The sequence below is a fragment of the Haloarcula halobia genome (assembly GCF_029338255.1).
GTDB classification, from domain to species: Archaea; Halobacteriota; Halobacteria; order Halobacteriales; family Haloarculaceae; genus Haloarcula; species Haloarcula halobia.
On sequence record NZ_CP119787.1, the window covers coordinates 3,035,918 to 3,058,775 of the forward strand.

The 22,858-nt window shown below is 69.7% G+C and carries 24 protein-coding genes; 13 read left to right on the forward strand and 11 right to left on the reverse strand.

What is annotated here, in order from left to right; all coding sequences use genetic code 11:
• Positions 1–20: 20 nt before the first annotated feature.
• On the reverse strand, positions 21–674 hold the full coding sequence (gene deoC / locus P1K88_RS16025; RefSeq protein WP_276411224.1) for a deoxyribose-phosphate aldolase: 654 nt from the start codon (positions 672–674) through the stop codon (positions 21–23).
• Positions 675–764: 90 nt separating this feature from the next.
• On the opposite strand from deoC, the gene P1K88_RS16030 reads away from it, so the two are divergent.
• The 4 genes from P1K88_RS16030 to P1K88_RS16045 are packed head-to-tail and all read left to right on the forward strand — an operon-like array spanning position 765 to position 4,434.
• Positions 765–1,601 carry a DUF63 family protein gene (locus P1K88_RS16030; RefSeq protein WP_276411225.1) on the forward strand — a complete coding sequence of 279 codons (837 nt, stop codon included), beginning with the start codon at positions 765–767 and terminating at the stop codon, positions 1,599–1,601.
• A gap of 45 nt (positions 1,602–1,646) precedes the next feature.
• Positions 1,647–2,129 (forward strand): hypothetical protein, encoded by a 483-nt coding sequence (locus tag P1K88_RS16035; protein ID WP_276411226.1) that lies wholly within the window; start codon positions 1,647–1,649, stop codon positions 2,127–2,129.
• A gap of 46 nt (positions 2,130–2,175) precedes the next feature.
• Positions 2,176–2,901, forward strand: coding sequence for a nucleoside phosphorylase (locus tag P1K88_RS16040; protein ID WP_276411227.1), 726 nt, complete (start codon positions 2,176–2,178; stop codon positions 2,899–2,901).
• Positions 2,902–2,949: 48 nt separating this feature from the next.
• Positions 2,950–4,434 (forward strand): HPP family protein, encoded by a 1,485-nt coding sequence (locus P1K88_RS16045; protein ID WP_276411228.1) that lies wholly within the window; start codon positions 2,950–2,952, stop codon positions 4,432–4,434.
• Positions 4,435–4,439: 5 nt separating this feature from the next.
• Here the strand turns inward: P1K88_RS16045 and P1K88_RS16050 are convergent, their stop codons facing one another.
• The gene (locus P1K88_RS16050; RefSeq protein ID WP_276411229.1) at positions 4,440–5,627 is read right to left on the reverse strand and encodes an NAD-binding protein; all 1,188 of its coding nucleotides are present in this window, start codon (positions 5,625–5,627) and stop codon (positions 4,440–4,442) included.
• A 104-nt stretch (positions 5,628–5,731) separates the two neighbouring features.
• On the opposite strand from P1K88_RS16050, the gene P1K88_RS16055 reads away from it, so the two are divergent.
• From P1K88_RS16055 to P1K88_RS16065, 3 genes are read left to right on the forward strand one after another with little or no spacing between them, the layout of a single operon-like run.
• A complete protein-coding gene (locus tag P1K88_RS16055) occupies positions 5,732–6,970 on the forward strand; it encodes a potassium channel family protein (protein WP_276411230.1) in 1,239 nt (412 codons plus the stop codon).
• Positions 6,967–8,970: a DUF8167 domain-containing protein gene (locus P1K88_RS16060; RefSeq protein ID WP_276411231.1), complete on the forward strand. Its 2,004-nt coding sequence runs from the start codon at positions 6,967–6,969 to the stop codon at positions 8,968–8,970. Before P1K88_RS16055 ends, P1K88_RS16060 begins: the two co-directional genes overlap by 4 nt.
• 42 nt (positions 8,971–9,012) lie before the next feature.
• The gene (locus P1K88_RS16065; protein WP_276411232.1) at positions 9,013–9,291 is read left to right on the forward strand and encodes a ubiquitin-like small modifier protein 1; all 279 of its coding nucleotides are present in this window, start codon (positions 9,013–9,015) and stop codon (positions 9,289–9,291) included.
• Here the strand turns inward: P1K88_RS16065 and P1K88_RS16070 are convergent.
• Positions 9,288–10,184: a GNAT family N-acetyltransferase gene (locus P1K88_RS16070; protein ID WP_276411233.1), complete on the reverse strand. Its 897-nt coding sequence runs from the start codon at positions 10,182–10,184 to the stop codon at positions 9,288–9,290. The two genes, P1K88_RS16065 and P1K88_RS16070, sit on opposite strands and share 4 nt — an antisense overlap.
• Before the next feature lie 282 nt (positions 10,185–10,466).
• Between P1K88_RS16070 and P1K88_RS16075 the strand changes: the two genes are divergently transcribed.
• Positions 10,467–11,294: a hypothetical protein gene (locus tag P1K88_RS16075; protein ID WP_276411234.1), complete on the forward strand. Its 828-nt coding sequence runs from the start codon at positions 10,467–10,469 to the stop codon at positions 11,292–11,294.
• A 53-nt stretch (positions 11,295–11,347) separates the two neighbouring features.
• On the opposite strand, the gene gatD is transcribed toward P1K88_RS16075, so the two are convergent.
• A complete protein-coding gene (gene gatD, locus P1K88_RS16080) occupies positions 11,348–12,595 on the reverse strand; it encodes a Glu-tRNA(Gln) amidotransferase subunit GatD (RefSeq protein WP_276411235.1) in 1,248 nt (415 codons plus the stop codon).
• Between the two features lie 107 nt (positions 12,596–12,702).
• Here gatD and P1K88_RS16085 point away from each other — a divergent pair, with 107 nt between their 5' ends.
• A complete protein-coding gene (locus tag P1K88_RS16085) occupies positions 12,703–13,215 on the forward strand; it encodes a YybS family protein (RefSeq protein ID WP_276411236.1) in 513 nt (170 codons plus the stop codon).
• On the opposite strand, the gene P1K88_RS16090 is transcribed toward P1K88_RS16085, so the two are convergent.
• From P1K88_RS16090 to P1K88_RS16100, 3 genes are all read right to left on the reverse strand, one after another.
• The gene (locus P1K88_RS16090; RefSeq protein ID WP_276411237.1) at positions 13,207–13,854 is read right to left on the reverse strand and encodes a metalloregulator ArsR/SmtB family transcription factor; all 648 of its coding nucleotides are present in this window, start codon (positions 13,852–13,854) and stop codon (positions 13,207–13,209) included. The genes P1K88_RS16085 and P1K88_RS16090 overlap by 9 nt on opposite strands.
• Positions 13,855–13,904: 50 nt before the next feature.
• Complete coding sequence (locus tag P1K88_RS16095; protein WP_276411238.1) at positions 13,905–14,777, reverse strand: hypothetical protein; 873 nt, start codon at positions 14,775–14,777, stop codon at positions 13,905–13,907.
• 95 nt (positions 14,778–14,872) lie between these two features.
• Positions 14,873–15,511 carry a DUF1405 domain-containing protein gene (locus P1K88_RS16100; protein WP_276411239.1) on the reverse strand — a complete coding sequence of 213 codons (639 nt, stop codon included), beginning with the start codon at positions 15,509–15,511 and terminating at the stop codon, positions 14,873–14,875.
• A gap of 141 nt (positions 15,512–15,652) precedes the next feature.
• On the opposite strand from P1K88_RS16100, the gene P1K88_RS16105 reads away from it, so the two are divergent.
• From P1K88_RS16105 to P1K88_RS16120, 4 genes are read left to right on the forward strand one after another with little or no spacing between them, the layout of a single operon-like run.
• Entirely contained in the window at positions 15,653–16,018 is a 366-nt protein-coding gene (locus P1K88_RS16105) for a DUF5802 family protein (protein WP_276411240.1), read from the forward strand.
• Positions 16,019–16,063: 45 nt separating this feature from the next.
• On the forward strand, positions 16,064–16,957 hold the full coding sequence (locus P1K88_RS16110) for a Vms1/Ankzf1 family peptidyl-tRNA hydrolase (RefSeq protein ID WP_276411241.1): 894 nt from the start codon (positions 16,064–16,066) through the stop codon (positions 16,955–16,957).
• 31 nt (positions 16,958–16,988) lie between these two features.
• A complete protein-coding gene (locus tag P1K88_RS16115) occupies positions 16,989–17,999 on the forward strand; it encodes an N-acetyltransferase DgcN family protein (RefSeq protein WP_276411242.1) in 1,011 nt (336 codons plus the stop codon).
• Positions 17,996–19,057: a dipeptide epimerase gene (locus P1K88_RS16120; RefSeq protein WP_276411243.1), complete on the forward strand. Its 1,062-nt coding sequence runs from the start codon at positions 17,996–17,998 to the stop codon at positions 19,055–19,057. The genes P1K88_RS16115 and P1K88_RS16120 overlap by 4 nt, the downstream gene beginning before the upstream one ends.
• A 51-nt stretch (positions 19,058–19,108) precedes the next feature.
• Here P1K88_RS16120 and P1K88_RS16125 read toward each other — a convergent pair whose 3' ends face one another.
• The 4 genes from P1K88_RS16125 to P1K88_RS16140 all read right to left on the reverse strand — a co-directional run bounded on the left by P1K88_RS16125 (position 19,109) and on the right by P1K88_RS16140 (position 22,801).
• Complete coding sequence (locus tag P1K88_RS16125) at positions 19,109–19,582, reverse strand: redoxin domain-containing protein (protein WP_276411244.1); 474 nt, start codon at positions 19,580–19,582, stop codon at positions 19,109–19,111.
• Positions 19,583–19,698: 116 nt separating this feature from the next.
• A complete protein-coding gene (locus tag P1K88_RS16130) occupies positions 19,699–21,645 on the reverse strand; it encodes a glutamate-cysteine ligase family protein (RefSeq protein ID WP_276411245.1) in 1,947 nt (648 codons plus the stop codon).
• 61 nt (positions 21,646–21,706) lie between these two features.
• Complete coding sequence (locus P1K88_RS16135) at positions 21,707–22,219, reverse strand: gamma carbonic anhydrase family protein (RefSeq protein ID WP_276411246.1); 513 nt, start codon at positions 22,217–22,219, stop codon at positions 21,707–21,709.
• 162 nt (positions 22,220–22,381) lie between these two features.
• Entirely contained in the window at positions 22,382–22,801 is a 420-nt protein-coding gene (locus P1K88_RS16140) for a hypothetical protein (protein ID WP_276411247.1), read from the reverse strand.
• Positions 22,802–22,858: the final 57 nt, after the last annotated feature.

A 22,858-nucleotide genomic window follows, 5' to 3' on the forward strand; every position in this document is an offset into this window, starting at 1 on the left:
GGCGGGTTCGTGCCGCCCGGTCAGGCCGCGTCGGTCGCCGCTCCGTCGCGCTGGCCGCGCCACTCCTCAACGATGACGTCGCCGCTCGACGCCCCGATTCGTTCGGCCCCGGCCTCGAACAGTGCCTCGGCCTCGTCCCACGACCCGACGCCGCCACTGGCTTTCACCGGTCGGTACTGACTCAGTATCTCGACGTCGTGGACGGTGGCGCCACCCTCGCTGAACCCGGTGGCAGTCTTGAGGAAGTCCGCGTCGGCCTCGGCGACGAGCGCACCCACGCGGTGGAGTTCCGCGTCGGTCAGCAGCGGCGCCTCGACGATGATCTTCACGGGGACGGGGACGGCCGCGACCACCTCGGCGACCTGGTCGCGGACGGCCTCGTCCGCGCCGGCTTTCAGCAGGCCGACGTTACACACCACGTCGAGCTCGTCGGCCCCGTCGTCCCAGGCCTGCTGGGCGGCCCGACAGACCGGGACCGTCGCGCCCTGGCCGTGTGGAAAGTCGAGCACCGTCACGAGCGGGACGTTCGCGTACTCGGCGGCGAGCGGGACGTAACCCGGGGGGACGCACGCTCGCATGCCGTGGCGACGCGCCGCGTCCAGGCAGGCCCGCACGTCGTCGGGCGTCGTTGTCGGTCCGAGGACGGTGTGTTCGATGCGCTCGGGGACGTCCATGGGGACTAGACACCGGGAAAGCACGTAAACGTCCCGACGAGCGGGCCGTCTCCGGAAAGTTTTCCCCCCTCCGGGTCCGCGTGGAGAACGATGATACTGCCTACGGGGTTCGGACTCCCGCCGTTGCTGTATCTCCTCGTGCTCGTCGGCGGGACGGTCCTGGTCGGGTCGCTCCTGTGGGCGCTGGAACCGCCAATCGACCAGCGCACGGTCGTCGCCCTCGCGCCGTGGATGGCCATCGGCGGGGTGCTCCACGCGTTCAACCAGCGCCCCATCGCGGCCTACGACGCGACCGTCCAGCCGCTGTTTGGCACGCCGGCGGTGTACATGTCGACGTTCATCACTGTCGGGCTGACCTGGGTCGTCCTCTCGCTGGTGGGCGTCCAGCGCGGGTCGGCGAGGAACATCAGCCGCAACCTGGGCCTGGTCGGGACGGGGGTCCTGACGGTCCTGCTGGTCATCGCCATCGCGATGGCGGTGCAGTCGGACCGCCTGAGCGTCATCTGGCCGACGGCCTCTGTCGTCGTCGCCGCCGTCGTCTCGCTGGTGACGGTGGCCGTCGTCGCGTTCTGGCGGACGCCGGTCTTCGTCCGTACGCGCTACGCCGCGCCGGTGGTCGTGTTCGCCCACGCGCTCGACGGGGTCTCGACGGCCGTGGGGACCGACGTCCTCGGCATCGGCGAGCGCTCGCCGCTCCCGCGGGAGATAATGGAGTTCGCCGGAACGCTCCCGACGGCTCCCTTCTTCGGGTCGGGGTGGCTCTTCATCCTCGTCAAACTGCTCGTGGCCGTGGCCGTGGTCGTCCTGATGCACCAGTACCTCGAGGACGAACCGGCCGAGGCGAGCCTGCTGGTCTCGTTCGTCGCCGCCGTCGGTCTCGGCCCGGCGAGCAACAACGTGGTGCTGTTCCTCTTTCTCCCCCAATAACGCGGGTTCAAAACGCTCTTTGTCCCCCCTGCCGACGCGGTAGGTATGCTCACCCTCACGCTGGGCCAGTGGGTCGTTGTCTGTCTGCTCTCGGGGTTCGTCGCGGCGGTGCTGATGAACGTCCCGATGGTCGTCCAGCCCGAGGGGTACCTTCCGGCCTACGTCGCCGCCGCCGGCCTGACCGGTACCGACCCGACGGAGGTCGGTCGGGGACTCGCCGTCGCCGTCCACCACGTCACCGGGACGGTGGCGCCCCTGCTGTACGGCGCCGTCGTGCTGATCCTCTCGCTGGTCCTCCCGACGGTGGCCTCGCTGAACGGCGTCCCGGCGATCCCGCACCTGGTCGGCGTCGTCGGCCTCGTACTGTTCGTCTTCTATTTCTTCGAGCGGGTGGCGATGCCCCGCGCGGGCGGCCGACTCGAAGCCGACCGGGAGCGAATCGTCCAGCAGTGGGCGCTCTCGTCGTTCATCTACGGGGTGACGGTGGCGCTGCTCGTCCCGGTGATGGTGACCCTGCTGGGGATGTAGCCGCGAATCCCCACCGGTTTTGAAGGTGCTTGTCGAACCACGTCACATGGCGAAACAACCCCACCTGCTCGTCGAACCGGGCGACCTGAACGACCTCGCGCTCGTCCCGGGCGACCCCGGTCGCGTCGACCGCATCGCCGGCCACTGCGAGGACAGCGAGGTCGTCGCACAGAACCGCGAGTACAAGCTCGTCAACGCCACCTACGAGGGACGCGACCTGACGATCTGCTCGACCGGCATCGGGTCGCCCTCGACCGCCATCGCCGTCGAGGAACTCGAGGCCGTCGGCGTCGAGACGCTCATCCGCGTCGGCACCACCGGCGCGCTCCAGGAGGGCATCGAGATCGGCGACATGGTCGTCGCCACCGGCGCCGCGAAGGACGAGGGGACGACCGGGCGCTACGAGGACGACACGGTTCCGGCGGTCCCCGACTACGACGTGCTCTCGGCGCTCGTCGACGCGGCCGAGGCAAACGACGAGGACGTCCACGTCGGCCCCATCGCGACGGACGACGCCTTCTACGCCGAGACCGACGAATACGTCGAGAACTGGGAGGGTGCGGGCCTCCTCGCGGTGGAGATGGAGGCCGCCGCGCTCTTCTCGCTGGCCCGCCGGAAGGGCCTCCGTGCGGGCGCTATCTGCACCGTCGACGGCAACCTCGTCGAGGGGACCCAGAAGGGCGAGACCGAGGCCGACGAGCTGCCCGCGAAGGCAAAGGACAACGTCGAGCGGGCCATCGAACTCGGCCTGAGCGCCGCGGCGTCGCTGTAGCCGCCCGCCGCCGGTGCGTTTAACCGACGCTCGCCCGTTCCCCGGGATATGCTCGACCGAATCGCCGAACGGGTCCGTCTCGCCGCGGCGCGGGCCCGGCGATTCGAACGGCGCGAACTCCAGGACCTGCGGCGGTGGCTCGAGCGGACCGACCACCTCGTCCACCTCTCGGTGCTGGTGTTCGTCCCGCTACTCATCTGGGTGGTCACGGCCGTCGCCAACGCCATCCCGTCGCTGAGCTTCCTGCTCTTCCCGCCGCTGGCGGCCGGCACCTTCACGCTGTTCGTCGACCCACACGGCAAGTACTCGAACCCGGGCCAGTTCGTGGCCGGGTTGACCATCGGGGCCGCCTGCGGGCTGGCGGCGCTGTGGCTGTCCGGCGCCGTGCTGACGCCGCGAACCGGCACCTTCCAGGTCAACGCGACGGCCGCGGCCTTCGCCGTCTTCGCGACGGGCGCGATCACGTGGCCACTGGACATCGAGGAACCGTCGGCCCACGCGACGGCGCTGCTGACGCTGCTCGTCCAGCCCGACCAGCGCCTCGCGTTCCTGGGCAGCATCTTCCTCGCGAGCTCGCTCGTCGCCGGCGTCTTCGTCGTCTGGCGCGACCAGTTCTACGACCGGCGCGCCACCTACATCTACGAGTCGACGCAGGGCGACGACCGGGTGCTCGTTCCGATGCGCGGGGACCACGCCGGCCGGACGGCGATGCTTGGGGCGCGACTCGCCGCCGCCCACGAGGCGGGCAAGGTGGTCCTGCTGGACATCGTCTCGGACACGGCGGCCGCCGAGGCCGAACGCTCGCTGCTCGAGGACTCCGACGAGACGCCCCAACACGACGGTGGTCACGCCCTGGACCCGACCGGCGGCGACACGCCGGGCAGTCTCACGGGCGCGGACAACCTCAAGGCCCAGGTCGACTGGCTCGAGACCCACGCCGCCCGCATCGAGACGCAGGTCGGGGTCCCCTGCCAGGTGGCCGTCGCCGTCGACACGGGCACGCCCGCCGCGACGGCGATCCAGACGGCCGACGAGGCGAGCTGCGACCTCGTCGTCGCGCCCTACGAGAGCGAGCACGGCGCCCTCTCTCCGTTCCTCCGGCGCCTGTTCCGGGCCGAGCTGGACGTCGTCGTCCACCGCTCGCGAAGCGAGCGGACCCGCTGGAAGGAGGTCCTCGTCCCGGTCCGGCGGGCCAGCGACGTCGCCAACCGGATGGTGGACTTCGCGACGCGGTTGGCGGGCAAGAGCGGTCGAGTGGCCGTCGGCACGTGCATCGGCGACCGGGACGACAGGCGGCGGGCCGAGGAGATGCTGGCGAGCCTCGTCGATCCCTTCGACGGCGACATCGAGACGCGGGTCAGTCGCTCGGCCATCACCGACTTCCTCTCGTCGACCGGGGGCGCCTACGACCTGGTCGTCATCGGTGCCAGTCAGGACCGCAGCGCCGCATCGCGGTTCGTCTCGCCGCCGACCTTCGAGCGGCTCGAGGACGTCGAGACGGACGTGGCCATCGTCGACAGCGGCCACGTGTAGGCGCCCTACTCGTCCTCGTCGGTGAACTCCGCGGCCGTCTCCTCGTCGTCGACCTCGGTGATGTGGTCGGCCAGGCTCTCCATCCCCTTCTGGCCCAGCGCCGACTGGACCAGCAGATGGCCCCCGATGACCATCGGGCTGATGACCGTATCGGCCCCGGCACGGCGGAGCTTCTCGATGTTCTCGCGCTCGGCGGCGGCCGCGACGATGTTGACGTCGGGGTTGAGGTTGTTCGCCGTCAGTATCGCCAGGGCGTCCTGCGCGTCGTTGCTCGTGGCGACCACCACCGCCCGCGCATCGGCGATGCCGGCCCGTATCAGCGGGTCCTCGTCGCTGGGGTCCGCGGTCAACACCGGGATGTCCCGTTGCTGGAGGCGCGAGGCGACGTCCTTGTCCTCCGTGATGACGATGTAGTCCACCGCGTCCGCGAACTCTTCGAGTACCGGTTCGGTCATGTCGCCGTAGCCCAGGACCAGCACGTGGTCCTCGAGCAGGTCTAGTTGTGCGTCAGTCATGCGTCCGAGTGCCTCCGAGAGGCGTTGTTCGATGGCCGGCCCCAGCAGCGATCCCAGCGCGATGGCGAAACTGGCCGTCCCGAGGACGACGACCGACATCGCGAACAGTTTCGCCTGCTGAGTCTGGGGCGTGAGGTCGCCGTAGCCGACCGTGCTGGCGGTGACGATGGAGTAGTAGAAGGCGTCGGTCAGCGTCGAGACGTTGCCGAACTCGTCGCGCAGCGCGTACGTGCCGACGGTCCCGTACACCTGCGCCGCGACCAGGGCGGCCCCGGCGGCCAGCTGGGCCGTCGTCAGGTCGACGGACCGCGTGAACCGATGACGGTTCAGCAGCATCGTCGGCAGCGAGACGAGCGACAGGACGACCAGCGGGAACGAGAACGCCGACGTCTGGACGAGCCCCTGCACCGCCGACACCGGGAGCAAGACGACGGTTGCGTACCAGGCGATACGGAGTCGGCGGCGCAGGCCGACGACGCTCAGCAGCAACGAGAACCCGGTGAGCGCGCCGGTGAAACCGGCGGTCCGCTGGATCGTCTCCGGGATGTACACCGCGAGCGGGCCCGAGACCGTGACGTCGCTGATGTTGATGACCCCCGTCGCAAAGGAGAGGACGGCCACCAGCGTCGGCAGGAGTATCGTCGCCCGTGCCCCGAGCCAGTCGCGCGACCAGTCCATACCTGCTCGATACCCGGTCGACGGGCTATATATGCTGTCATTCGCCCGGCAGACGACCCCGAACTGCCGGAACCCATTTGGCACTCGCCGCTCACGGTGGGGACATGGCTTCCCTTCCGCTCGAAATTCTCATGGGAATCTATCTGGGGTTGCTCGTGGGCGTCATCCCGGCGCTCGTCTCGTGGGCGCTCGGGTTCGGGTTCAAGTACTTCACCGGGGTGACGCTCCCCGGATTCCCGGTGGCCCTGCTCGCCATCGCGCTGGCGGGCGTCAGCGGGGGACTCCTGGCGCTCGCGGACCAGTCGATAACGCAGTTGCCGAACGCGGAGCGCATCGTCACGGCGATACTGCTCGTCGGAATGGTGTCGATGTACGCCCACAGCAAGGGCGACAAGATGGGTGCCGAGTTCCCCAAGCGACTCTCGCTCGAGAAGTTGCGCGACCGGCGCATCTCGACCGACGTCATCGAGATGATGGGCGGGCGAGACGAGGTCCGCATCCGGGTCGTCGGCGAAGTGGCCGACATGGAGGGGTACCCGCCACTTTCCGAGCCGCTCCGGGCGGAGGTTCGGGGCAGCGAGTGGACCTTCCCGGCCGACCTCAGGATCGGCGAACTCGAGGCCCGGCTGGCAGACCGGCTCAAGACCGAGTTCGACCTGGGCGACGTCTCCGTCTCCGTCGACGAGCGGGGGCGGGCAACCGTGGTCGCCGCCCCACCGTTCTCCGGGCTCTCGAAGCGCGTCGGGACCGGTCGCCACGCCGTCTCCGTCGACGCGCTGTTGCCGACCGGGCTGGCGCGAAACGACGAGGTGACGATTCTGACGACGGACGCGCAGATCCGGGGGACCGTCGTCAGCGCGTGGTGTGGCGAGCCCGACGCGGCCGTCGAGACGCCGGCGGAACCCGAAACGCCCGACGAACCGGAGGTCGACGGCGTCGAGCAACCGCCCGTGCCGGTCCGCGCGCCGACGACGACCGGCGGCGAGGGTCGACTCACCGTCGCGGTCACCCGGACGGACGTCCAGCCGCTGTTGCGGGCCGCCGAACCGAAGGTGGTCGTCGAGCCCCGCGGCGTCCGCCGGGAGTACGAACTCGTCTCGCTCCTGCGGCGCGCCGGGAACCGGTTCCGTAAACTCAGCGTCCGCGCCGGCGGCGCCCTCGACGGGACCACCCTCGGCGAGGCCGGCATCCGCGGGACCTACGGCGTCGGCGTCCTGGCAGTCAGGAAACAGGGGGGCTGGACGGTGGGGCCCGGCGGCGACACCGCCGTCGAGGCCGGCGACGAGCTGTACGCGGTCGGGGCGCGCGACGATCTCGAGGCGTTCGCGGAGGGGGTGGCGTGACGGGGCCCGTGATCCTCCAGAGCGGCGGCGCCACCGCGATGTTGCTCCAGGAGGGGGCCGAGCTGCTGGGGCTGGGCATCGCCGTCGCCACCGTCTCGGGACTCGTCGCGCTCCTCTATCGCTGGTACGTCCGCGAACACGTCCCGAACGGGCTGGCCGTGCTCTTTGGCCTGACCGTCGTCGCGCTGTACCTCGGGACGACGACGGCGCTCGGGCAGGTCATCGGTGGCGAGGAGGGCGTGCTCCAGTTGCGTGCGGTCCTGCCGAACCTCGCCGCGTTCGCCGTCGGCGGCGTCGCCTCGTACGCCGGGCTGAAGATCGGTGACCGACTCGGGACGGACCTCTTCGTGACGGCGGGCGGGCGGCAGGTCGAGGCCGACGTCAGTGAGATCGTCCAGACGGTCGGGCGCGTCACCTCGGTCAAGCTCCCAGAAGAGATAGACGACATCGTCGGGTACGACCCGATGCCCGAGGCGACCAAGGAGACCCTCGAGAACCGGCGGTTCCTCTTTCCCCGCCGGCTGACCAGAGACGAGCTCCGGAGCCGACTGGTCTCGCGGCTGAAGGCCGACTACGGCGTCGGCCACGTCGACGTCGAACTCGACGACGGCGGGACGGTGACCTACCTCGCCATCGGGTCGCGGGCGGCCGGCATCGGCCCGACGCTGCCGCCCTCGACCAACGCCGTCGCCATCCGGGCCGACCCGGCCAACGCCGCCAGCGCCGGCGACCTGGTGCAGGTCTGGGGGACCGACCCGCCGCGGCGACTCCTGACGGGCGAGCTGCGCGGCGTCGCCGGCGAGACGGTCACCGTCGCCATCGACGCGGCCGAGACGCCGAAGGTCGACCAGACCGAACGCTACCGCCTCGTGACCCTGCCCGTCGAGGACCGTCCCGACCGCGAGTTCGCCTCGCTCCTGCGGGCCGCCGACGAGACGATGGGTACCGTCACCGTCGGCCCCGGGAGCGCCCTGGACGGCGCGACGGTCGACAGCGTCGACGCGACGGTCGTCGCGATAACCCAGGACGGGACTACGCCGCGGACGATTCCCGCTTCCGGCGAGTCGCTGTCGGCCGGCGACGTCCTCTATCTCATCGCGAAACCGGCGGCACTCAGGAGCATCGAGACGGCCGCCGAGGGCACGGCGACGGACGCCGGCGTGGACGCGCCCCCCGAAGTGTCACCAGCCACCGACCCGGGAGGTGACGGCGACCTCCCGGACGGGGCGGACGACGGCGGAAAGCAAACGGGCGGAACCGAACCGGCGGACGACGACACTCCCACGGACCCGACGGACGGCGCGACGCCGGACGCGAGTGTGGCCGCCGATGTGGCGACCGGTGCGGCGGCCGACGCCGAAACGGCAGACGACACCGGCGGGACGGTGCCGCCGGACGCCGACGCCGGGGACGCCCCGGCCACGGAGCGCGATGCCGGGGACGTCCCGGCCACTGAACTCGAGATCGGAGATGTGGACGGCGCCGGCGCTCGCGAACCAACCGACGGCGACGGCCCCGAATCGGCCGACACGGACGACGACCGGGAGCCGGCCGACGGCGGCCCCGACGCGAGCGACGAATCGACGCCGGGACCGGACGACGGGCACGCCGGCGGCGAAGACAGTACCGACCCCCCGACGGAGGAAGGTGGCGTGGTCGGGGCCGACGAAGACGTCGCTCCCGGGGCCGACGGAGACGACGACACCGACCCGCTCGAGGACGACGGCTTCGGTTCGCTGACGGACGAGGCGGGCGACGAGGCCGTCGACATCGACGACTTCCTCACCTCCTCGGCCGACGTCGAGGTCTGGGACCCGGAGGACCGCCTGCCGTCGGACGACGAGGAGCGCGACGCTGCCGACACCGACGCCGCCGGAGGCAAGGAGACGGGCGGCGCTGCCGACGAGACGCCCGAGAACGGCGTGGCCGATGAGCAAGCCGACGGCGAGGACGAGGAGGAGGACGCGGCCGACGACGCGACCGACACCGGGGAACGCTGAGTCGACGGAACGCTCTTTAGGCGCGGGCCCCCCTGCCAGACTATGGAGTGGAAACTGTTCGCACACCTGCGCGACGTCGCCGGCGGCGAGTCGGTCACCGTCGACGTCGAGGGCGGCGCCACCGTCGAGGCGGCGCTGGAGGCGCTCCTCGCGGCCCGCCCGGGGTTGCGCGAGGAGGTCCTCGACGAGGGTGGCGACCTGGCGCCACACATCCACGTGCTCGTCGACGGCGAGGACCCGTTCGCCGGCGGCGACGGCTTCGAGACGGTCGTCGACCCCGGGACGGAACTGGCCCTGTTCCCCCCTGTCAGCGGCGGCTAGGTTCCTGTCAGGTCCGCCGTGAGCACGAAGTCCGGCCACTCGCTGATGCCGGCGCGGGCGAACGCCGCCTCGGCCACGTGTCGCGGGGTCTCCGGGATCAGCACCCGCGTCCGCTCGACGCCCAGCGCCGCGGCGTCGCTGCGAATCGCGTCGAACAGCGCCGCCGCGGCGTCGGCGTCCGCCCACGCACCGACGGCGTACTCGGCCAGCGACCCGTCGCCCGCGGGGTCCTCGGTGGTCCGGACCCGGCAGGCCATGCCCCGCGTCCCCGCCGCTTTGACCGCGAAGACGGCCGCCTCGTCGGCCAGTCGGGCGAGCGTCGCCCGGGTCAGCTCCGAGAGCGCCCAGCTCCGGCCCGGATCCAGCGCCAACCCGGACAGCGCCGTCCGGGCGTCGCTGCGGGTCCAGTACGACCAGGCCGCCGCCGGGTCGGACGCGACGGCCATCGCCGGGTCGGCGTCACGGGGTTCGGGGTGGACCCACCGGAACTCGCAGGTCGGCTCGAAGCCCGCGGCGACCGACTGCCCGAGGCCGGCGTCGTTCCACGAGAACACCATGTTCCGGGCGACCGTCGCACCGCCGTCCCGCGCCCACTCGAAGAGGTCCTCGACCATCGCCAGACCGTGCCCACTGCCCCGGTGGTCGGGGGCGATCCGCATCCCCTGTAACCAGGCCTCGGTATCAGAGAGCAGGAGGCCCTGGCAGACGCCCACCACCGACCCGTCGGCGGCCTCGGCGACGACGGTCCGCTGGTCCGGGCCGTCGCTGTCGACCCACCAGTCGAACGCGTCGGGGACGTAGTCGACCATCTCGCGGTCCGGCCAGACGTCGGCGGTGAAGGCGGCCACGTCGTCGGAGTCCTCGTGGCCTGCCTGGCGAACCCGTGGTGACATAGACGGACGTCGGTCGCCATCGGGCAAAAACCTACGGCGCCGCCCGGGGTGTCCGCGGGCGACGGCGGGACCATCGGAGCGGGTTGCCCCGGACGGTCTGAGCGCGTCTCAGAGTGGGCAGCGAGCGCGACACCGCGGTAGAGACCTCCCAGTGCCGACTGCGCGTCGTCCTCGACCGCCGCCATGGACGACACCCGGACCGCGGGTATACGCTCGACGACGACGCGCTCACCTGTACCACAGTTAGCATAAATTTATATACTTGTCAGTAATCTAATTATCATGGCGTTCGATATGCCAAACCGACGGACGTTCCTGCAGATAAGTGGTCTCGCAGCCGGCGCGGCGTTGCTTCCCCTGTCCGCGACAGGTGTCCAGGCAAAGAAGCCCAACGCCGTGTTCGACCTCGACTTCAGCGACGCCGACGACGCCGCTGACAACACGAGTTCGAGCGCGGGGTGGGTCGTCGACCGCCGGGCCCCGGAGTCGTGGACGACGGATTCAGGACGGCTCTGCATCGACATCGACGAATCGGCCGAGAAGAGCGGGTTCTACCGCTATCAGGGCAAGAAGTACCAGGACGCAGACGGCGAGTACTGGAACGCCGGCACCGGCTCCCGTCTCTCGTACAGCTTCTACATCGACCCTGCCTGGGAGACCGACGGCGAAGCACACGAGTCCGGCGTCTGGCCCGTCCTCGGAAACGCAAACGGGGGCATCAGTGCCTATCCCATCCTCGCGTATCAGGACAGCGACGCGAGCGACACTGGTGACCCACAGTTCCGTACCTACGTCTACGAGTCCGACGAGGACGGCAACTTCGACGGCGCCAAGTGGATCGACCTCGGCCTCCCGAAGAAGCTCGGCATCGACCCCGAGGCGGGCGGCTGGGTCGACATCGAAGCCCAACTCCAGCAGTTCAGAGACGGCGCTGCACTCAAGTGGCGAATCAACGACAAACTCGTCGTCGACGAGCGCGGATACAACGTGTTCGCACCGAGCACGCAGTTCCTCGAGTTCATCTTCAACAGCATCAACTTCGGGACCGACGCGACGTACCACTACGACGACGTCGTGCTCTCGACGCCCGGCAACGCCCGGAACAAGTAAGGACGGACCGCACCGGGTACGGTACCCGAGACCCCAATTTATGCGATACCCGATCAGAGCCAAGGCGTCGAGCGGGCCTGGATCTCCCCGGCGAGCGATTCGGCCATCGTGTCTTCGACGTCGCCGCTGTTTGCGAGCGCCCACATCAGCTTGACCTTCGCCGTGCCGGGGAGCATGTCTTCGCCCTCGAGGACGCCGGCGTCAAGCAGGTCCCGGCCGGTGTCGTAGACGCGGTCACAGACCCGCCCCTCGAGACACTGGCTGGTCATGACGACGGGGACGTCCAGGTCTTCGATGACCGATATCCACTCGGTGTTGACGTGGCCCAGGCCCGTCCCCTCGATGACGATGCCCTCGCTGTGCTCGGCGGCCGTCTCGAGCAGCGTCGTGTCCATCCCGGGCGTGAACTTCACGAGTTCGACGTCGGTCTCTACGTCGTCGGTCAGGGCGAGGTCGGTCGCCCCGCGCTCGGTGTACTCCCGGCGGAAGGTCACCGCGTCGTCGCCGTCGACGTCGTAGTCGACCCGGCCGAGCGGTTTCGCGCCGACCGTCTCGAAGGCGTCACGGCGGGAGGTGTGGTTCTTGCGGACGCGGGTGCCACGGTGGAGCGCACAGCGGTCGTCCGACTCGTCTTCGTGCATGCAGACAAGCACTTCCGCACAGTCGCTCGTGGCTGCCTCGACCGCCGAGACCGCATTCATTACGTTGTCCGAGGAGGGACGGTCCGCCGAGCGCTGACTGCCGGTGAAGACGATGGGCACCGGCGTGTCGAGCATGAAGGCCATCGCCGCGGCGGAGAACTGCATCGTGTCGGTGCCGTGCATGACGACGACGCCGTCCGCGCCGGCCTCGATCTCCTCGTAGATGGCGGTCGCGAGGTCACGCCAGACGGCCGGCGTCATGTTCTCCGAGAGGATGTTGGCGACGACGCGGCCCCGGTAGTTGGCCATCCCGGCGAGGTCCGGCACCGCCCGGAGGACGTCCTCGGCGTCGAACTGCGCGGTCACCGCACCCGTGCGGTAGTCGACGGTCGAGGCGATGGTCCCACCGGTGGAGATGAGCGACACCGTCGGGAGGTCGTCGTCGAACTCGATCTCGGACTGGGCCTGCTCGTCCTGTGCGCTCTCGACGTCGTAGACGCCCGACTCCAGGACGTCGACGTCGGCGTCCGTGCGGTCGATGCCGACGTTGTACCCGCCGTCGAGCTTGACGACGAGGTGGTCGGGCGTACTGGAGGGGAGCAAGACGCCCTCGTAGGTCTGGCCCGCGCGGTCGACGCGGACCCGGTCGCCTGCGTTCATGCGCGCCCCTTCCTGCCCGTGCGACTTGAACCCACTCGTTTCGAGACGGCGCAGGGTTCTGACACGCGCCCGAAAGGACCATAGGCGTCCCACCCCCAGAGGGAGGTATGTCCGAGCGAACGGAGGAACGGACCCGCGACCGCGAGCCGTCGGGTGATTCGACTGCCGGTGACGACACCCTGGGACTCGACGTGGGGAGCGTGGGTCAGTCGACGGACGAGGCGGCGGCCCGCGAGTCGACGGCGAACGGCGAGCGCGGCCTCGGCCGGTTCTTCTCGCTCCGGGCGCTCGTCGGGTCGTTCGTCGCCGTCGCGCTCGGGATGGGCGTCGGGGGCGTGATTCCGCTGATCCCGTTCACCGGCGTCCTGGGCATCGCCCTGGGCGGGTTCGTCTACGGGCTGCTCTCGAAACGGGGCCGGTACGTAGAGATCGCGCTGGCCGGGGGGACCGTCGCCGGCCTCGCCATCTCCCTCCAGTTCCTCCCGCGTGCCCTCGTCTTCGAGGGGTTCGACGGGACCCGACTGTTCGCCATCGCGGCCGGTATCGGCCTCGTGTTGGCCGTCGTCGGTCACTACTTCGGCCGCGACCTCCGGGACGGCCTCACGCGGGACCTATCGTAACTCCCAGCCGTCGCCGTCGGACTCGACGACGTCCTGGCGCTCGAGTCGCCTGAGCGCCTCCTCGACCATCTCGGGCGGCGCCTCGATGTCGCGGGCGATGGCCTCGACCGACCGGTGCCCGTTCGAGAGCGCGCTGACGATCTCGGCGAACAGGCGCCCGTCCCCGTTCTCGACGCGCTCGTCGATCCGGTCGCGGACCTCGGTGACGCGGCCCTGGACCCACCGCTGGGCCAGCGACAGCTCGTTTTCCAGCTGTTCTAGGCGCTGCAGTTCCCGCGTGAGGTCTTTCAGGTCGCCGGCGTCGCCGCCGCTGACGTCGATGGAGAGATAGCGGCACGTGGACATGTCGAAACTCGGGCTGGCGGGGTAGGCGCTTTTGGTCCCGAACTCGTAGGGCGAGACCCGGACCTCGAGCCGCAGGTTCCGGGCGATAGAGAAGTACTTGCGTCGCTGCTCGTCGGTCCGGGACTCGACGAGGCCGGCGTCCTCGAGCTTCTTCAGGTGGTCGATGACCGCCTTCGGACTGACGCTGAGGTACTCGCTTATCTCCGTCACGTAACAGGGTTTGTGTGCCAGGAGCCGCAGAATCCGGCGGCGGTTGGCGTTTCCCAGGAGGTCGAGTAACGCAGCAGAGTCCATTCACCTGAGGTTAGGGGCCGCCACTAAAAAGGGTGACTCTCGCACTCGCCTCAGACGAGGTCGTCGGCGACCAGTATCTCGATGGTCCTGCCGGCCATACCGTCACTGTCGGGGCTGGTCTCTGTCGCGCTGTCGGTTCCGGTCTCGGTTTCCGTAGCGTCCGGCTGCCCGCCCTCGCCGGGGTTCCCCGGCGGGCCGGGTTCCTTCTGCCCCTTGGTGGTGTTCTCGCCGTCCTTCGGCGCGTTCTCGCCGTCCGCAGTGGTGTTCGCCGCGGTGCCGTTGTTGCTCACGCCCACCTCGGCCGGTGGGCCGGGGCCGTTGGCGTCCGGGCCGGGGGTCCCCTTCCCGGGAACCCCGAGGTCCGGCCCGCCGGCGATACCGCGAGCGACGTCGGCAATCCGGGGCCCGCGCAGCTCGCTGGCGCTCCGCTTGAGCTGATCGAGTCTCCCGTCGTCGACCCCGACATCGGCGGCCGCGCTATCTGTGTCCGCGACGGCACCTTTCAGCGCGTCGATGCGGGCCGACAGGCGGCTCTGCTGGGCGACGTACGCCGGACGGGACAGGTCCCCGTTTTCGTGGCGTCGCTGAAGCGTCTCGTTCCTGGTCTCCAGGCGCTCGATACGGCGTTCCAGAACCCCCGCCCGCTCCGTGACGAGCCGTTCGCGCTGTGTAGCGTCGGCCCGTTCGAAATTCGCCTTCCACATCCCGTTTTCCACGGAGTCGTTGGTCGCGGCCGAACTGGACTGGAGGAAGGCGGTCAACTGCGTCCCGAGAGCCGGCCCGGCGGCCTCGCTGTCGTTCGCCGTCGGGGCTTCCGTCGGCGACGGCGTCGTCTCGGTGGCGGTCTGGGCCGATGCGGCCGGGGCCACGACGACAGCGAGAACCGCGATCAGCGCGAGGAGAACGACCTGCAGTTGGTTCATCGTGTCGCCAGGTACGTCCAGATACACTAAAAATCGACAGCTCCGTTCACGCTGTTCACCGACCGTCCCCACCCACACAGACCGTCCAATAGCGTTTATCGAGCCCCCTCACCGAGTCTCGGCAACAGATACCACGCGATGGCGACGGCGCCGACAGAGAGCCCGACGGAGGCAGCGACGAGAGCGAGACCGGGCTCGTACCTGAGCGGCGGGAAGTACCCGAACCCGTAGTCGACCACGTCGTTTGCCAGAGCGACGACCAGCGCCGTCGCCAGCGCGCCACGGGTCGTCCGGGCGTAGTGTGGGACCAACAGCCCCTCGGCGACGAACCCGAGGTGGGTGACGATGATGCCGAAGTACGCCCACGGGGCCGGGAAGTAGGCGTCGAACCCGAGGTTGAGCGCGACGAACGTCCACAGGCCCATCTTGACCAGCCAGACGAGGGCGATGGTATGGAGGTACGCGAGTGGAACCGAGACGGGGACGTCGTCCAGCGACCGGCCGAGAAACGGCACCAGCGTCACCAGCGACAGCGTCATCAGGAACAGCGCGGCGGGCGAGTCGGCGTACAGCGGCCAGAGGAACGTCGAGACGTCCGGCATGGTCTCGACGTAGTAGCGGACCCCGACCAGCATCGCGACGACGTTGACGACGATGAGCCACACCAGGCTCGGCGTGTTCTCCAGGTAGTACCGGGCGTAGCGGCGCGGGAGCGGCCCCCGTTCGGGCTCCATGTCACCGTTCGGGGCGCCTCGGGGGAAAGCCCTGTCGGAATCGCGGTCACAACCGCCACACAGCGGCGGTGTCATTGTACGACGATATAACTGTGTGGGCCAATTACTATATGCTATCGTGCTGTATGTTCACACGAACCGATGTTCGAACAGTTCTCCCGCGGATATTACCTCGGTCGGCTCTACGTCGAACCGACCGACGACCGTGCGGCCACGATGTGTCGCGAACAACACGAGCGAGTCAACCAGCAGCTGTACGCCACCGGCGAGGGCATAGAGCGCACAGACCTCCCGCTGGTGATGAAGCTCGGCGCCCGACACTTCGCGGTCCACGGGGACCAGGAGGTCCCCGCCGACACGCTGGCGATTCCCCGGGACGTCCTCGAGGAGATGGGCGTCCGGAACCCGCCGAGTCTCCGCGAGGTCTTCCTCGCGAAGGCCGACCACGCCGCCCAGCTGCTCTCGGTCGCGGAGGGGACGCCGGCCACGCCCGAGCGGGCCGAGTAGCGTGGTCGGCAGGATTTAAGCCCGTCCCCCGACGCCTTCCAGTCGATGCTGGACCGGTTGCTCGGCCGAGCGGCGCTGAAAGAGCGCGTCGAGGCCCTCGAAGCGGAGAAGCACCACCTCGAACGGCAACTCGAGGCCGAGGAGGAACGGCGGGCCGAGGCCACGACGAAGCGCCAGGAGGCTGAACGCGAGGTCAACCAGCTCGAGGACCGCGTCGCGCAACTCGAGGACCGCGTCAGGCGCCTGGCCGACAGCGACGGTGACCGGTCCTTCCGCAGCGAGGAACAGCTCCGGGGCGAGCGCCTGACCGCGGTGCTCGACCGCCTGGAGTCCTTCGAGACGGGTCCGGAGGGCGTGTTCACTGCCTACGTCGCCGCCGAGAGCGACCTCCCCGAGTCGGTCCGCGACGCCTTCGGCGACCGGGCCGAACTCGTCGCGCGTGCCGCCCCCTGCCTCGCGGTCACCGACGACGCCGGCCTGCTGTCGGCCTGTCTCTCGGTCCCCGTCCCACCGGACCCGTTTGCCTCGTGGGGGGACCAGGTGCGACTGGAGCGGTCGTGGTTCGAACCCACCGGCGAGTACGCCGTCGCACTGGTACGGTCGGACCTCTTTGCCCTCGGGGAGTACCGGGGCCGCGAGCGGACCGGCTTCCACGGGTTCGACTCGGACCTGAAGAGCCAGCACTCGAAGGGCGGGTTCTCCCAGTCGCGGTTCGAGCGCCTCCGCGACCAGCAGATCGACACCCACCTCGACCGGTGTCGGGCGGCCATCGAGACGGTGTCGCCGGAGCGGCTGTACGTCGTCGGGGAGCGGTCGGTCATCCACGAGTTCGCGGCTCTCGCCACGGTGACCCGCGCCGTCGACGCGACGGGCGACCCCGAACCCGCGCTCGACGACGCCGTCCGGTCGCTGTGGACGGTCCGCCTCCGAGTGCCATAACTTTAGGCGCGGCGGGCGCGTCGATTCGGCCATGGAACTCGCAGTCCTCGCCCACGAGACGTTTCCCGACCACGCGAAGACCGCCGTGGGACTGCTGCGCTACGGCGACCACGAGGTGCGGGCCGTCCTCGACCGCGACCTGGCCGGCGACAGGGTCCACGACCACCTCCCCGACGTCCAGGACGCCCCCATCGTCGCCTCGATGGCCGACGCCCCCGACGTCGACGCACTCCTCATCGGTATCTCGCCCATCGGCGGCGGGTTCGACGAGTCCTGGCGACCCGACGTTCGCGAGGCGCTCGAACGCGGCTGTGACGTCCTCTCGGGCCTGCACTTCTTCCTGGCCGAGGACGAAGAGTTCGTTCGACTCGCCGACGAGCACGACGCCGAACTCCACGACATCCGCGAGCCCCCCGAAGACCTCACCGTCGCCGAGGGCACCGCCGGCGACGTCGACGCCCGCGTCGTCACCACCGTCGGCACGGACTGCTCGACGGGGAAGATGACCGCCTCCTACGAACTCAGGGACGCCGCCCGCGAACGGGGCATCGACGCCGAAGTCGTCCCGACCGGACAGACCGGCGTCGCCATCGAGGGGTGGGGCATCGTCGTCGACCGGGCCATCGCCGACTACGCGGCCGGGGCCGTCGAGCGCCTGGTCCAGACGCCCACGGACGCAGACCTGCTCATCGTCGAGGGTCAGGGGGCACTCGCCCACCCCGCCTACTCCGGCGTGACGACGAGCATCCTCCACGGGTCGGCCCCCGACGCGCTCGTCCTGTGTCACGAGCAGGACCACCAGGCGATCCGGGGCTACGAGTCGGTCCGCATCCCGCCGCTGGACGAGTACGTCGAGCTCTACGAGCGCCTGGCCGACCCCGTCGCCGAGGCGTCCGTCGTCGCCGGCATGTTGAACACGCGCGGCTTCGACGGGCCGGCCGCCGAGGCCGCCGTCGCCACCTACGGAGAGGCCATCGACGTCCCGGCGACCGACCCCGTCCGCTTCGGCGTCACCGACGACGTCCTCGACGCAATCCTATGAACGGGTCCGTCGAACGGTTCGACCTCCCGATCGCCGCGCCCTTCGGCATCGCCCGCGGGACGACCCGCACGAGCGCGTCCGTCGTCGTCGAGCTGACCCACGAAGGGACGACCGGCGTCGGGGCCGTCACCCCCTCGTCGTACTACGACGAGACGGCCGAGAGCGTCGTCGCGGTGCTCCCCGATCTGCTGGGGATCGTCGAGTCGGTGGGCGACCCCCACGCCGGCCAGCACGTCGAGCGGCGACTGCGCGCGCACGCGCCAGACCAACCCGCGGCCCGCAGCGCCGTCTCCATCGCCCTGGCCGACCTGTCGGCCCGCACGCTCGGGGTCCCGCTCTACCAGCAGTGGGGCCTCGACCCGGACGCCGTCCCGCCGACCACCTACACCGTCGGCATCGACACCCCCGCGGAGATGGCGAGCAAGGCCGAGGCGGCCGTCGAAGCGGGCTTTTCGCTCCTGAAGGTGAAGCTCGGGACCGACGACGACCGGGGCCGCCTCGACGCCGTGCGGGACGCGGCCCCCGACGCCGAGCTCAGGGTCGACGCCAACGCGGCCTGGTCGGCCGACGAGGCCGTTTCGGCCGTCGACTGGCTCGAGGACACCGGTGTGACCATGCTGGAACAGCCGGTCGCTGCCGACGACCTGGATGGACTGCGGACCGTGACCGAGGCCACGTCGATTCCCGTGGCGGCCGACGAATCGTGTGTCGCCCCGAGCGACGTCCCACGGGTGGCCGACGCCTGCGATATCGTCAACGCGAAACTCGTCAAGTGCGGCGGCGTCCGGGCCGCCAAGCGCCTCTTGCATGCGGCCGACGCCCACGGCCTCGAGACGATGCTCGGCTGCATGGTCGAGTCGAACGCCGCCATCGCGGCGGCCGTCCACCTCGCGCCGCTGGTCGACTACGTGGACCTCGACGGGGCGCTGTTGCTGGCCGCGGACCCCTACGAGGGCGTCGCGCTGGAGGGGGAGGTCTTCGACCTCCGGTCGGTCCAGGCGGGGACGGGCGCCCGGCGGGCGGACGGACTCGAGTCGACGACCGAGACCGTGAACTAGGTGCCTGACATCTCGACGACGACGCAGTTCAAAAAGCGGCGACGGCCGATCCTACGCGTTCTCGACGGCCTCGATCAGTTCCGCGTAGTCGGGCTCGTTGGTCGGGTCGTCGGCGACCCAGCTGTAGGTCACCGTGCCGTCGTCGTCGACGACGAACACCGAGCGGTTCGCGACGCCCAGCAGGCCGAGGTCCTCGATGTCGATGCGCTGGTCGTAGGCCTCGATGGCGTCGCGGTCCATGTCGCTGACGAGGGGGAAGTCCAGGTCGTGCTCGTCGCGGAAGGCGTTCTGGGAGAACGCGGAGTCGGCGCTGACGCCGAAGATGGTCGCGCCGGCGGCCTCGAAGTCGTCGAGGTGGTCCTGGAGCGCGATCATCTCGTTCGAGCACGGCGGCGTGAACGCGCCGGGGAAGAAGGCGAGGACGACCGGGCCGTCGCCTAGTTCGTCGTCCAGGTCGAACGCTTCGACTTCGCCGTTTGCGACCGTTGCGGTAAACGTCGGGGCTGTGTCACCAGTGGAAACCATCGCTTCACCCTTCGTATCACGGGCGAATAAATGTGCCTGGAGAGAGTGTGCCACGCCCCGGCGCGCGATCCGCAGGCCGTGTCCAGTTCGCCGAAGACGAGGGGCACACCCTCCGCTCACAGCCACTCGTCGAAGGAGTGGTGGTCGCGACAGGCCGCGAAGTAGTCCCGCTGCATCTCGGTGATGGCCGCCTGCAGGGTCGCACCGTCGTCGAGGGACTCCCGGACGCGGGCGATCTTCCACGAGCTGGGCGTCTCGCCGGCCGCGTAGCGGTTCTCGATGGGCGCGAGGTACTCGTCGATGCGGGCCTCGGGTACGTCCTGTTCGCCGAGGCCGAGGCGGGCGTACCGGAACACCTCCTCGAATATCTCGTCGTGGTCGGTGATGCGCCGGCCGTCGACGGTGACCCACGAGAGGTCCGCGTCCAGCCCCTCGTGGGCGGCGCTGTAGAAACTCCGTTCGGCCTCCTGCCACGGGAGTTCGCCGAGCGGGTGGTCCGCGGCGACCAGCCCCCGGACGAGGCCGACGGTCAGCGCCTGCAGGCCGATCATGTCGTCGACGTGGGGCTGGGTGGGCAGCGGGCGGTACTCGATGCGTAGCGACCGCTCGTCGCAGGCGCCCTCGACCGGCGTCCCGCCGACGACACAGCGCAGCCACCGCCAGTAGGTCCCCCGCTTGTGGTCGAACTCCCAGAAGTCGTCCTCCAGACCGTCCCGTGGCCCGTCCTCGAGCCACTCCCGGAGGAAGGGGCCGAACTGGTCGTCGGCGACGACCCGGTCGACGACGTCGGTGACGCTGTCGATGTCCCGTGGCACCCGGACCTTGGGGTTCGCGCTGGTGTTGACCGACTGCTCGAAGGCGTCGATGCGGAGTTCGTGGTGCGTGTTGGCACAGAGCCACTCGCCGTCGACGTCCTCGTCGTACAGGTCCGCCGGCAGGAACGGCGAGTTCGTCGAGAGGGCGAGCAGCGGCCCGAGCGTCCTGATCGCGGCGTTGTAGTACGCCGGGAACGCGGCGGCGTCGGGAATCCCGAGGTGGGGCTGGATGGAGGTGGCCAGCGACTCGAAGAGGATGCTCGGGAACGACCCGCTGTAGCCGGGGACGTCGAGGTCGATGGCGCCGGCGGCGTGGTGCAGCGCCTCGTTGTCCAGGGCGACGTACCGCGGCGCCTGACGCATGTTCTCGGCGAGGGTCACGCCGTCCCGGACCTCGTGGGCCGAGAGGTACGCCCGGCTGCCCTCCTCGGGCGGGATGGTCCAAATCGCGTCGAGGACGAGGTCGCAGTTGTGCTTCTCGGCCTGCTGGCGGGCCTGCTTGGTCTGCATCTCGACGGCCGTGGTCTGGACCTCCATCCCCGTCTCGTCGAAGGTGTTGGGGGCGGTGTTGACCTCGGCGTTGTGCAGGCCCAGCTCCTTGTTGGCCTCGCCCTCGAAGACGACGTCGGGCAGGCGAGTGAGCCGGCCCTCCCAGTCCTCGGGGTCCATGTAGGGCTCGTCGTCGTCGGCCTCCTCGGTCGCCTCGACGGCCGGTTCGTCGTCGCTCGGGTCGGGTGCCTCGACGCCCGGCTGGTCCTCGGCGAGCGGGCTGTCGGGGTCGATATCCAGCGAGGGGCCCTCGCCGGGACCGAACCGTTCCCTGCCGTCGCTCTCGTCGGCGTCGTCGGCGTCGTCGGCGTCGTCGACTGCCCCGGGCGATGGCGTGTCGCCCGCCGGTTCCAGCGAGGCACCCCCGCTCGCTGACTCGGTCTCGGCCGGGGCCTCGAGCGACCCGTCCCAGGCGGCACTGCCCGTCGACGACCCGGTGAGGTCCTCGTCCAGGTCCGCCGGATCGATCTCGCCGTCATCGTCGTCGGCCGCCGTGTCCGGGGCCAGGTCCGGTGGCTCTGGTTTCGCGTTGACGGCGTAGAGTTCGACCTCCAGCCCCACCGAGAAGCCCTCGTTGTCGAACTCGCCGGCCGCGATGGCCTCGCGGAGGGCGTCGGCCTGCTCGTCGACCCGGGCGGCGAACTCGCGGTCCGTCTCGTCGGCGAGCGACTTGGTCACCAGGTCGACGATCTCGTCCATATCTGCAGTGTGTACACGCGCGGTTTATAATTGCCTCGTCGGTAGCGGGCCGCCAGGGGTGTCACTCGAAGAGGTCCTCGTGACGCGCGGCCAGGTTCGCGTAGTCACCCGACGAGAACGCCTCGAACACCTGGTCGGGATCGATGTTCGTCTCCGCCAGGGGCGTGACCGTCGCGGGACTGCCCCGGACGAACGACTCCGCCGGCACCTCGTAGCCCGGGGGGACGACGGTGCCCATCGCGACGATGGAGTGATCGCCGATGACCGCCTCGCTGACGGTGGAGTTGAAGCCCACGAGCGCGCCGTCGCGGACCTCGGCGTCGTTGAGCACGGCGCCGTGGCCCACCATCACTTTCTCGCCGACCATCGAGGCGTGGAGAATCGCGCCGTCACCGATGGCGCTCTGTCTGCCGACCTCGACCGGGCCGACGTCGCCCCGCAACACGGCCCCCGGCCAGACGTTCGCGTTGGCCCCGATAGTCACGTCGCCGACGACGGTCGACTCGCGGCTGACGTGTGCGTATCCGTGTATCTCCGGCGAGTCGCCCTCGAACTCGTACTCACGGCTGTCCATACAGCAACAGCGAGTGCGCGGTCCGAAAAGATACCGGTCGTCATGCTGCCCGTTGAACCTCGTTCCGGGTTTTGCTACCCGAGACGCGCGTATCATGGCGTCTCCAGTAGCGTGTGTCACTCGACCAGGCAGTACAGTCTCTCTGTCGAGCGGAGGTGGGATTCACCGCCGGGTGATCGTTCCCGGTGAGTGAATGTCAAACGCGATCTCGTCGGAGTCCCCGTCATCTCCCGGGTAGAAGTGAACGTGGCCTTCGTCGGTCGGGGTGTGATTGTTCTCGAAGACCTCGTATCGGACCACGTACTGGCGGGATTCGGCCACGTCCTCGCGTCGTGTCTGTCCCTGTGGGCCGACACTGATGGATTCGGAATGGACTCTCGCGTCGCTCCGGGATCGGGTACCATCGGCACGGAACAGGCCGATCTCGACCGCGTACGGCTTATCGGTGTGGTTGAAGAGCACTATCTCGAGCATCGAGGAGTCAGTCGGCGGCGTGGAACAGCCGGCAATCGATGCTATCGAACCCGCACCAGCGGTCAGCACTACTCGCCGAGATGCGAAGCGGGGAAGCCGTTCAGACATGGAGGGGGCGAGACACCCTCGATACGTATGTTTTCGGGTCGGAGACCCGTTGTTGGC

Excerpts from the sequence above, each read along its gene's own strand:
- P1K88_RS16110 (WP_276411241.1), top strand. The coding sequence starts at position 16,064 with ATGCTGGACCGGTTGCTCGGCCGAGCGGCGCTGAAAGAGCGCGTCGAG.
- P1K88_RS16120 (WP_276411243.1), top strand. The coding sequence starts at position 17,996 with ATGAACGGGTCCGTCGAACGGTTCGACCTCCCGATCGCCGCGCCCTTC.
- deoC (WP_276411224.1), bottom strand. The coding sequence starts at position 674 with ATGGACGTCCCCGAGCGCATCGAACACACCGTCCTCGGACCGACAACG.
- P1K88_RS16040 (WP_276411227.1), top strand. The coding sequence starts at position 2,176 with ATGGCGAAACAACCCCACCTGCTCGTCGAACCGGGCGACCTGAACGAC.
- P1K88_RS16050 (WP_276411229.1), bottom strand. The coding sequence starts at position 5,627 with ATGGACTGGTCGCGCGACTGGCTCGGGGCACGGGCGACGATACTCCTG.
- P1K88_RS16070 (WP_276411233.1), bottom strand. The coding sequence starts at position 10,184 with ATGTCACCACGGGTTCGCCAGGCAGGCCACGAGGACTCCGACGACGTG.
- P1K88_RS16045 (WP_276411228.1), top strand. The coding sequence starts at position 2,950 with ATGCTCGACCGAATCGCCGAACGGGTCCGTCTCGCCGCGGCGCGGGCC.
- P1K88_RS16100 (WP_276411239.1), bottom strand. The coding sequence starts at position 15,511 with ATGGAGCCCGAACGGGGGCCGCTCCCGCGCCGCTACGCCCGGTACTAC.
- P1K88_RS16130 (WP_276411245.1), bottom strand. The coding sequence starts at position 21,645 with ATGGACGAGATCGTCGACCTGGTGACCAAGTCGCTCGCCGACGAGACG.
- P1K88_RS16085 (WP_276411236.1), top strand. The coding sequence starts at position 12,703 with ATGTCCGAGCGAACGGAGGAACGGACCCGCGACCGCGAGCCGTCGGGT.
- P1K88_RS16105 (WP_276411240.1), top strand. The coding sequence starts at position 15,653 with ATGTTCGAACAGTTCTCCCGCGGATATTACCTCGGTCGGCTCTACGTC.
- P1K88_RS16095 (WP_276411238.1), bottom strand. The coding sequence starts at position 14,777 with ATGAACCAACTGCAGGTCGTTCTCCTCGCGCTGATCGCGGTTCTCGCT.
- P1K88_RS16140 (WP_276411247.1), bottom strand. The coding sequence starts at position 22,801 with ATGTCTGAACGGCTTCCCCGCTTCGCATCTCGGCGAGTAGTGCTGACC.
- P1K88_RS16090 (WP_276411237.1), bottom strand. The coding sequence starts at position 13,854 with ATGGACTCTGCTGCGTTACTCGACCTCCTGGGAAACGCCAACCGCCGC.
- P1K88_RS16065 (WP_276411232.1), top strand. The coding sequence starts at position 9,013 with ATGGAGTGGAAACTGTTCGCACACCTGCGCGACGTCGCCGGCGGCGAG.
- P1K88_RS16135 (WP_276411246.1), bottom strand. The coding sequence starts at position 22,219 with ATGGACAGCCGTGAGTACGAGTTCGAGGGCGACTCGCCGGAGATACAC.
- P1K88_RS16075 (WP_276411234.1), top strand. The coding sequence starts at position 10,467 with ATGGCGTTCGATATGCCAAACCGACGGACGTTCCTGCAGATAAGTGGT.
- P1K88_RS16125 (WP_276411244.1), bottom strand. The coding sequence starts at position 19,582 with ATGGTTTCCACTGGTGACACAGCCCCGACGTTTACCGCAACGGTCGCA.
- P1K88_RS16030 (WP_276411225.1), top strand. The coding sequence starts at position 765 with ATGATACTGCCTACGGGGTTCGGACTCCCGCCGTTGCTGTATCTCCTC.
- P1K88_RS16035 (WP_276411226.1), top strand. The coding sequence starts at position 1,647 with ATGCTCACCCTCACGCTGGGCCAGTGGGTCGTTGTCTGTCTGCTCTCG.
- P1K88_RS16115 (WP_276411242.1), top strand. The coding sequence starts at position 16,989 with ATGGAACTCGCAGTCCTCGCCCACGAGACGTTTCCCGACCACGCGAAG.
- gatD (WP_276411235.1), bottom strand. The coding sequence starts at position 12,595 with ATGAACGCAGGCGACCGGGTCCGCGTCGACCGCGCGGGCCAGACCTAC.
- P1K88_RS16055 (WP_276411230.1), top strand. The coding sequence starts at position 5,732 with ATGGCTTCCCTTCCGCTCGAAATTCTCATGGGAATCTATCTGGGGTTG.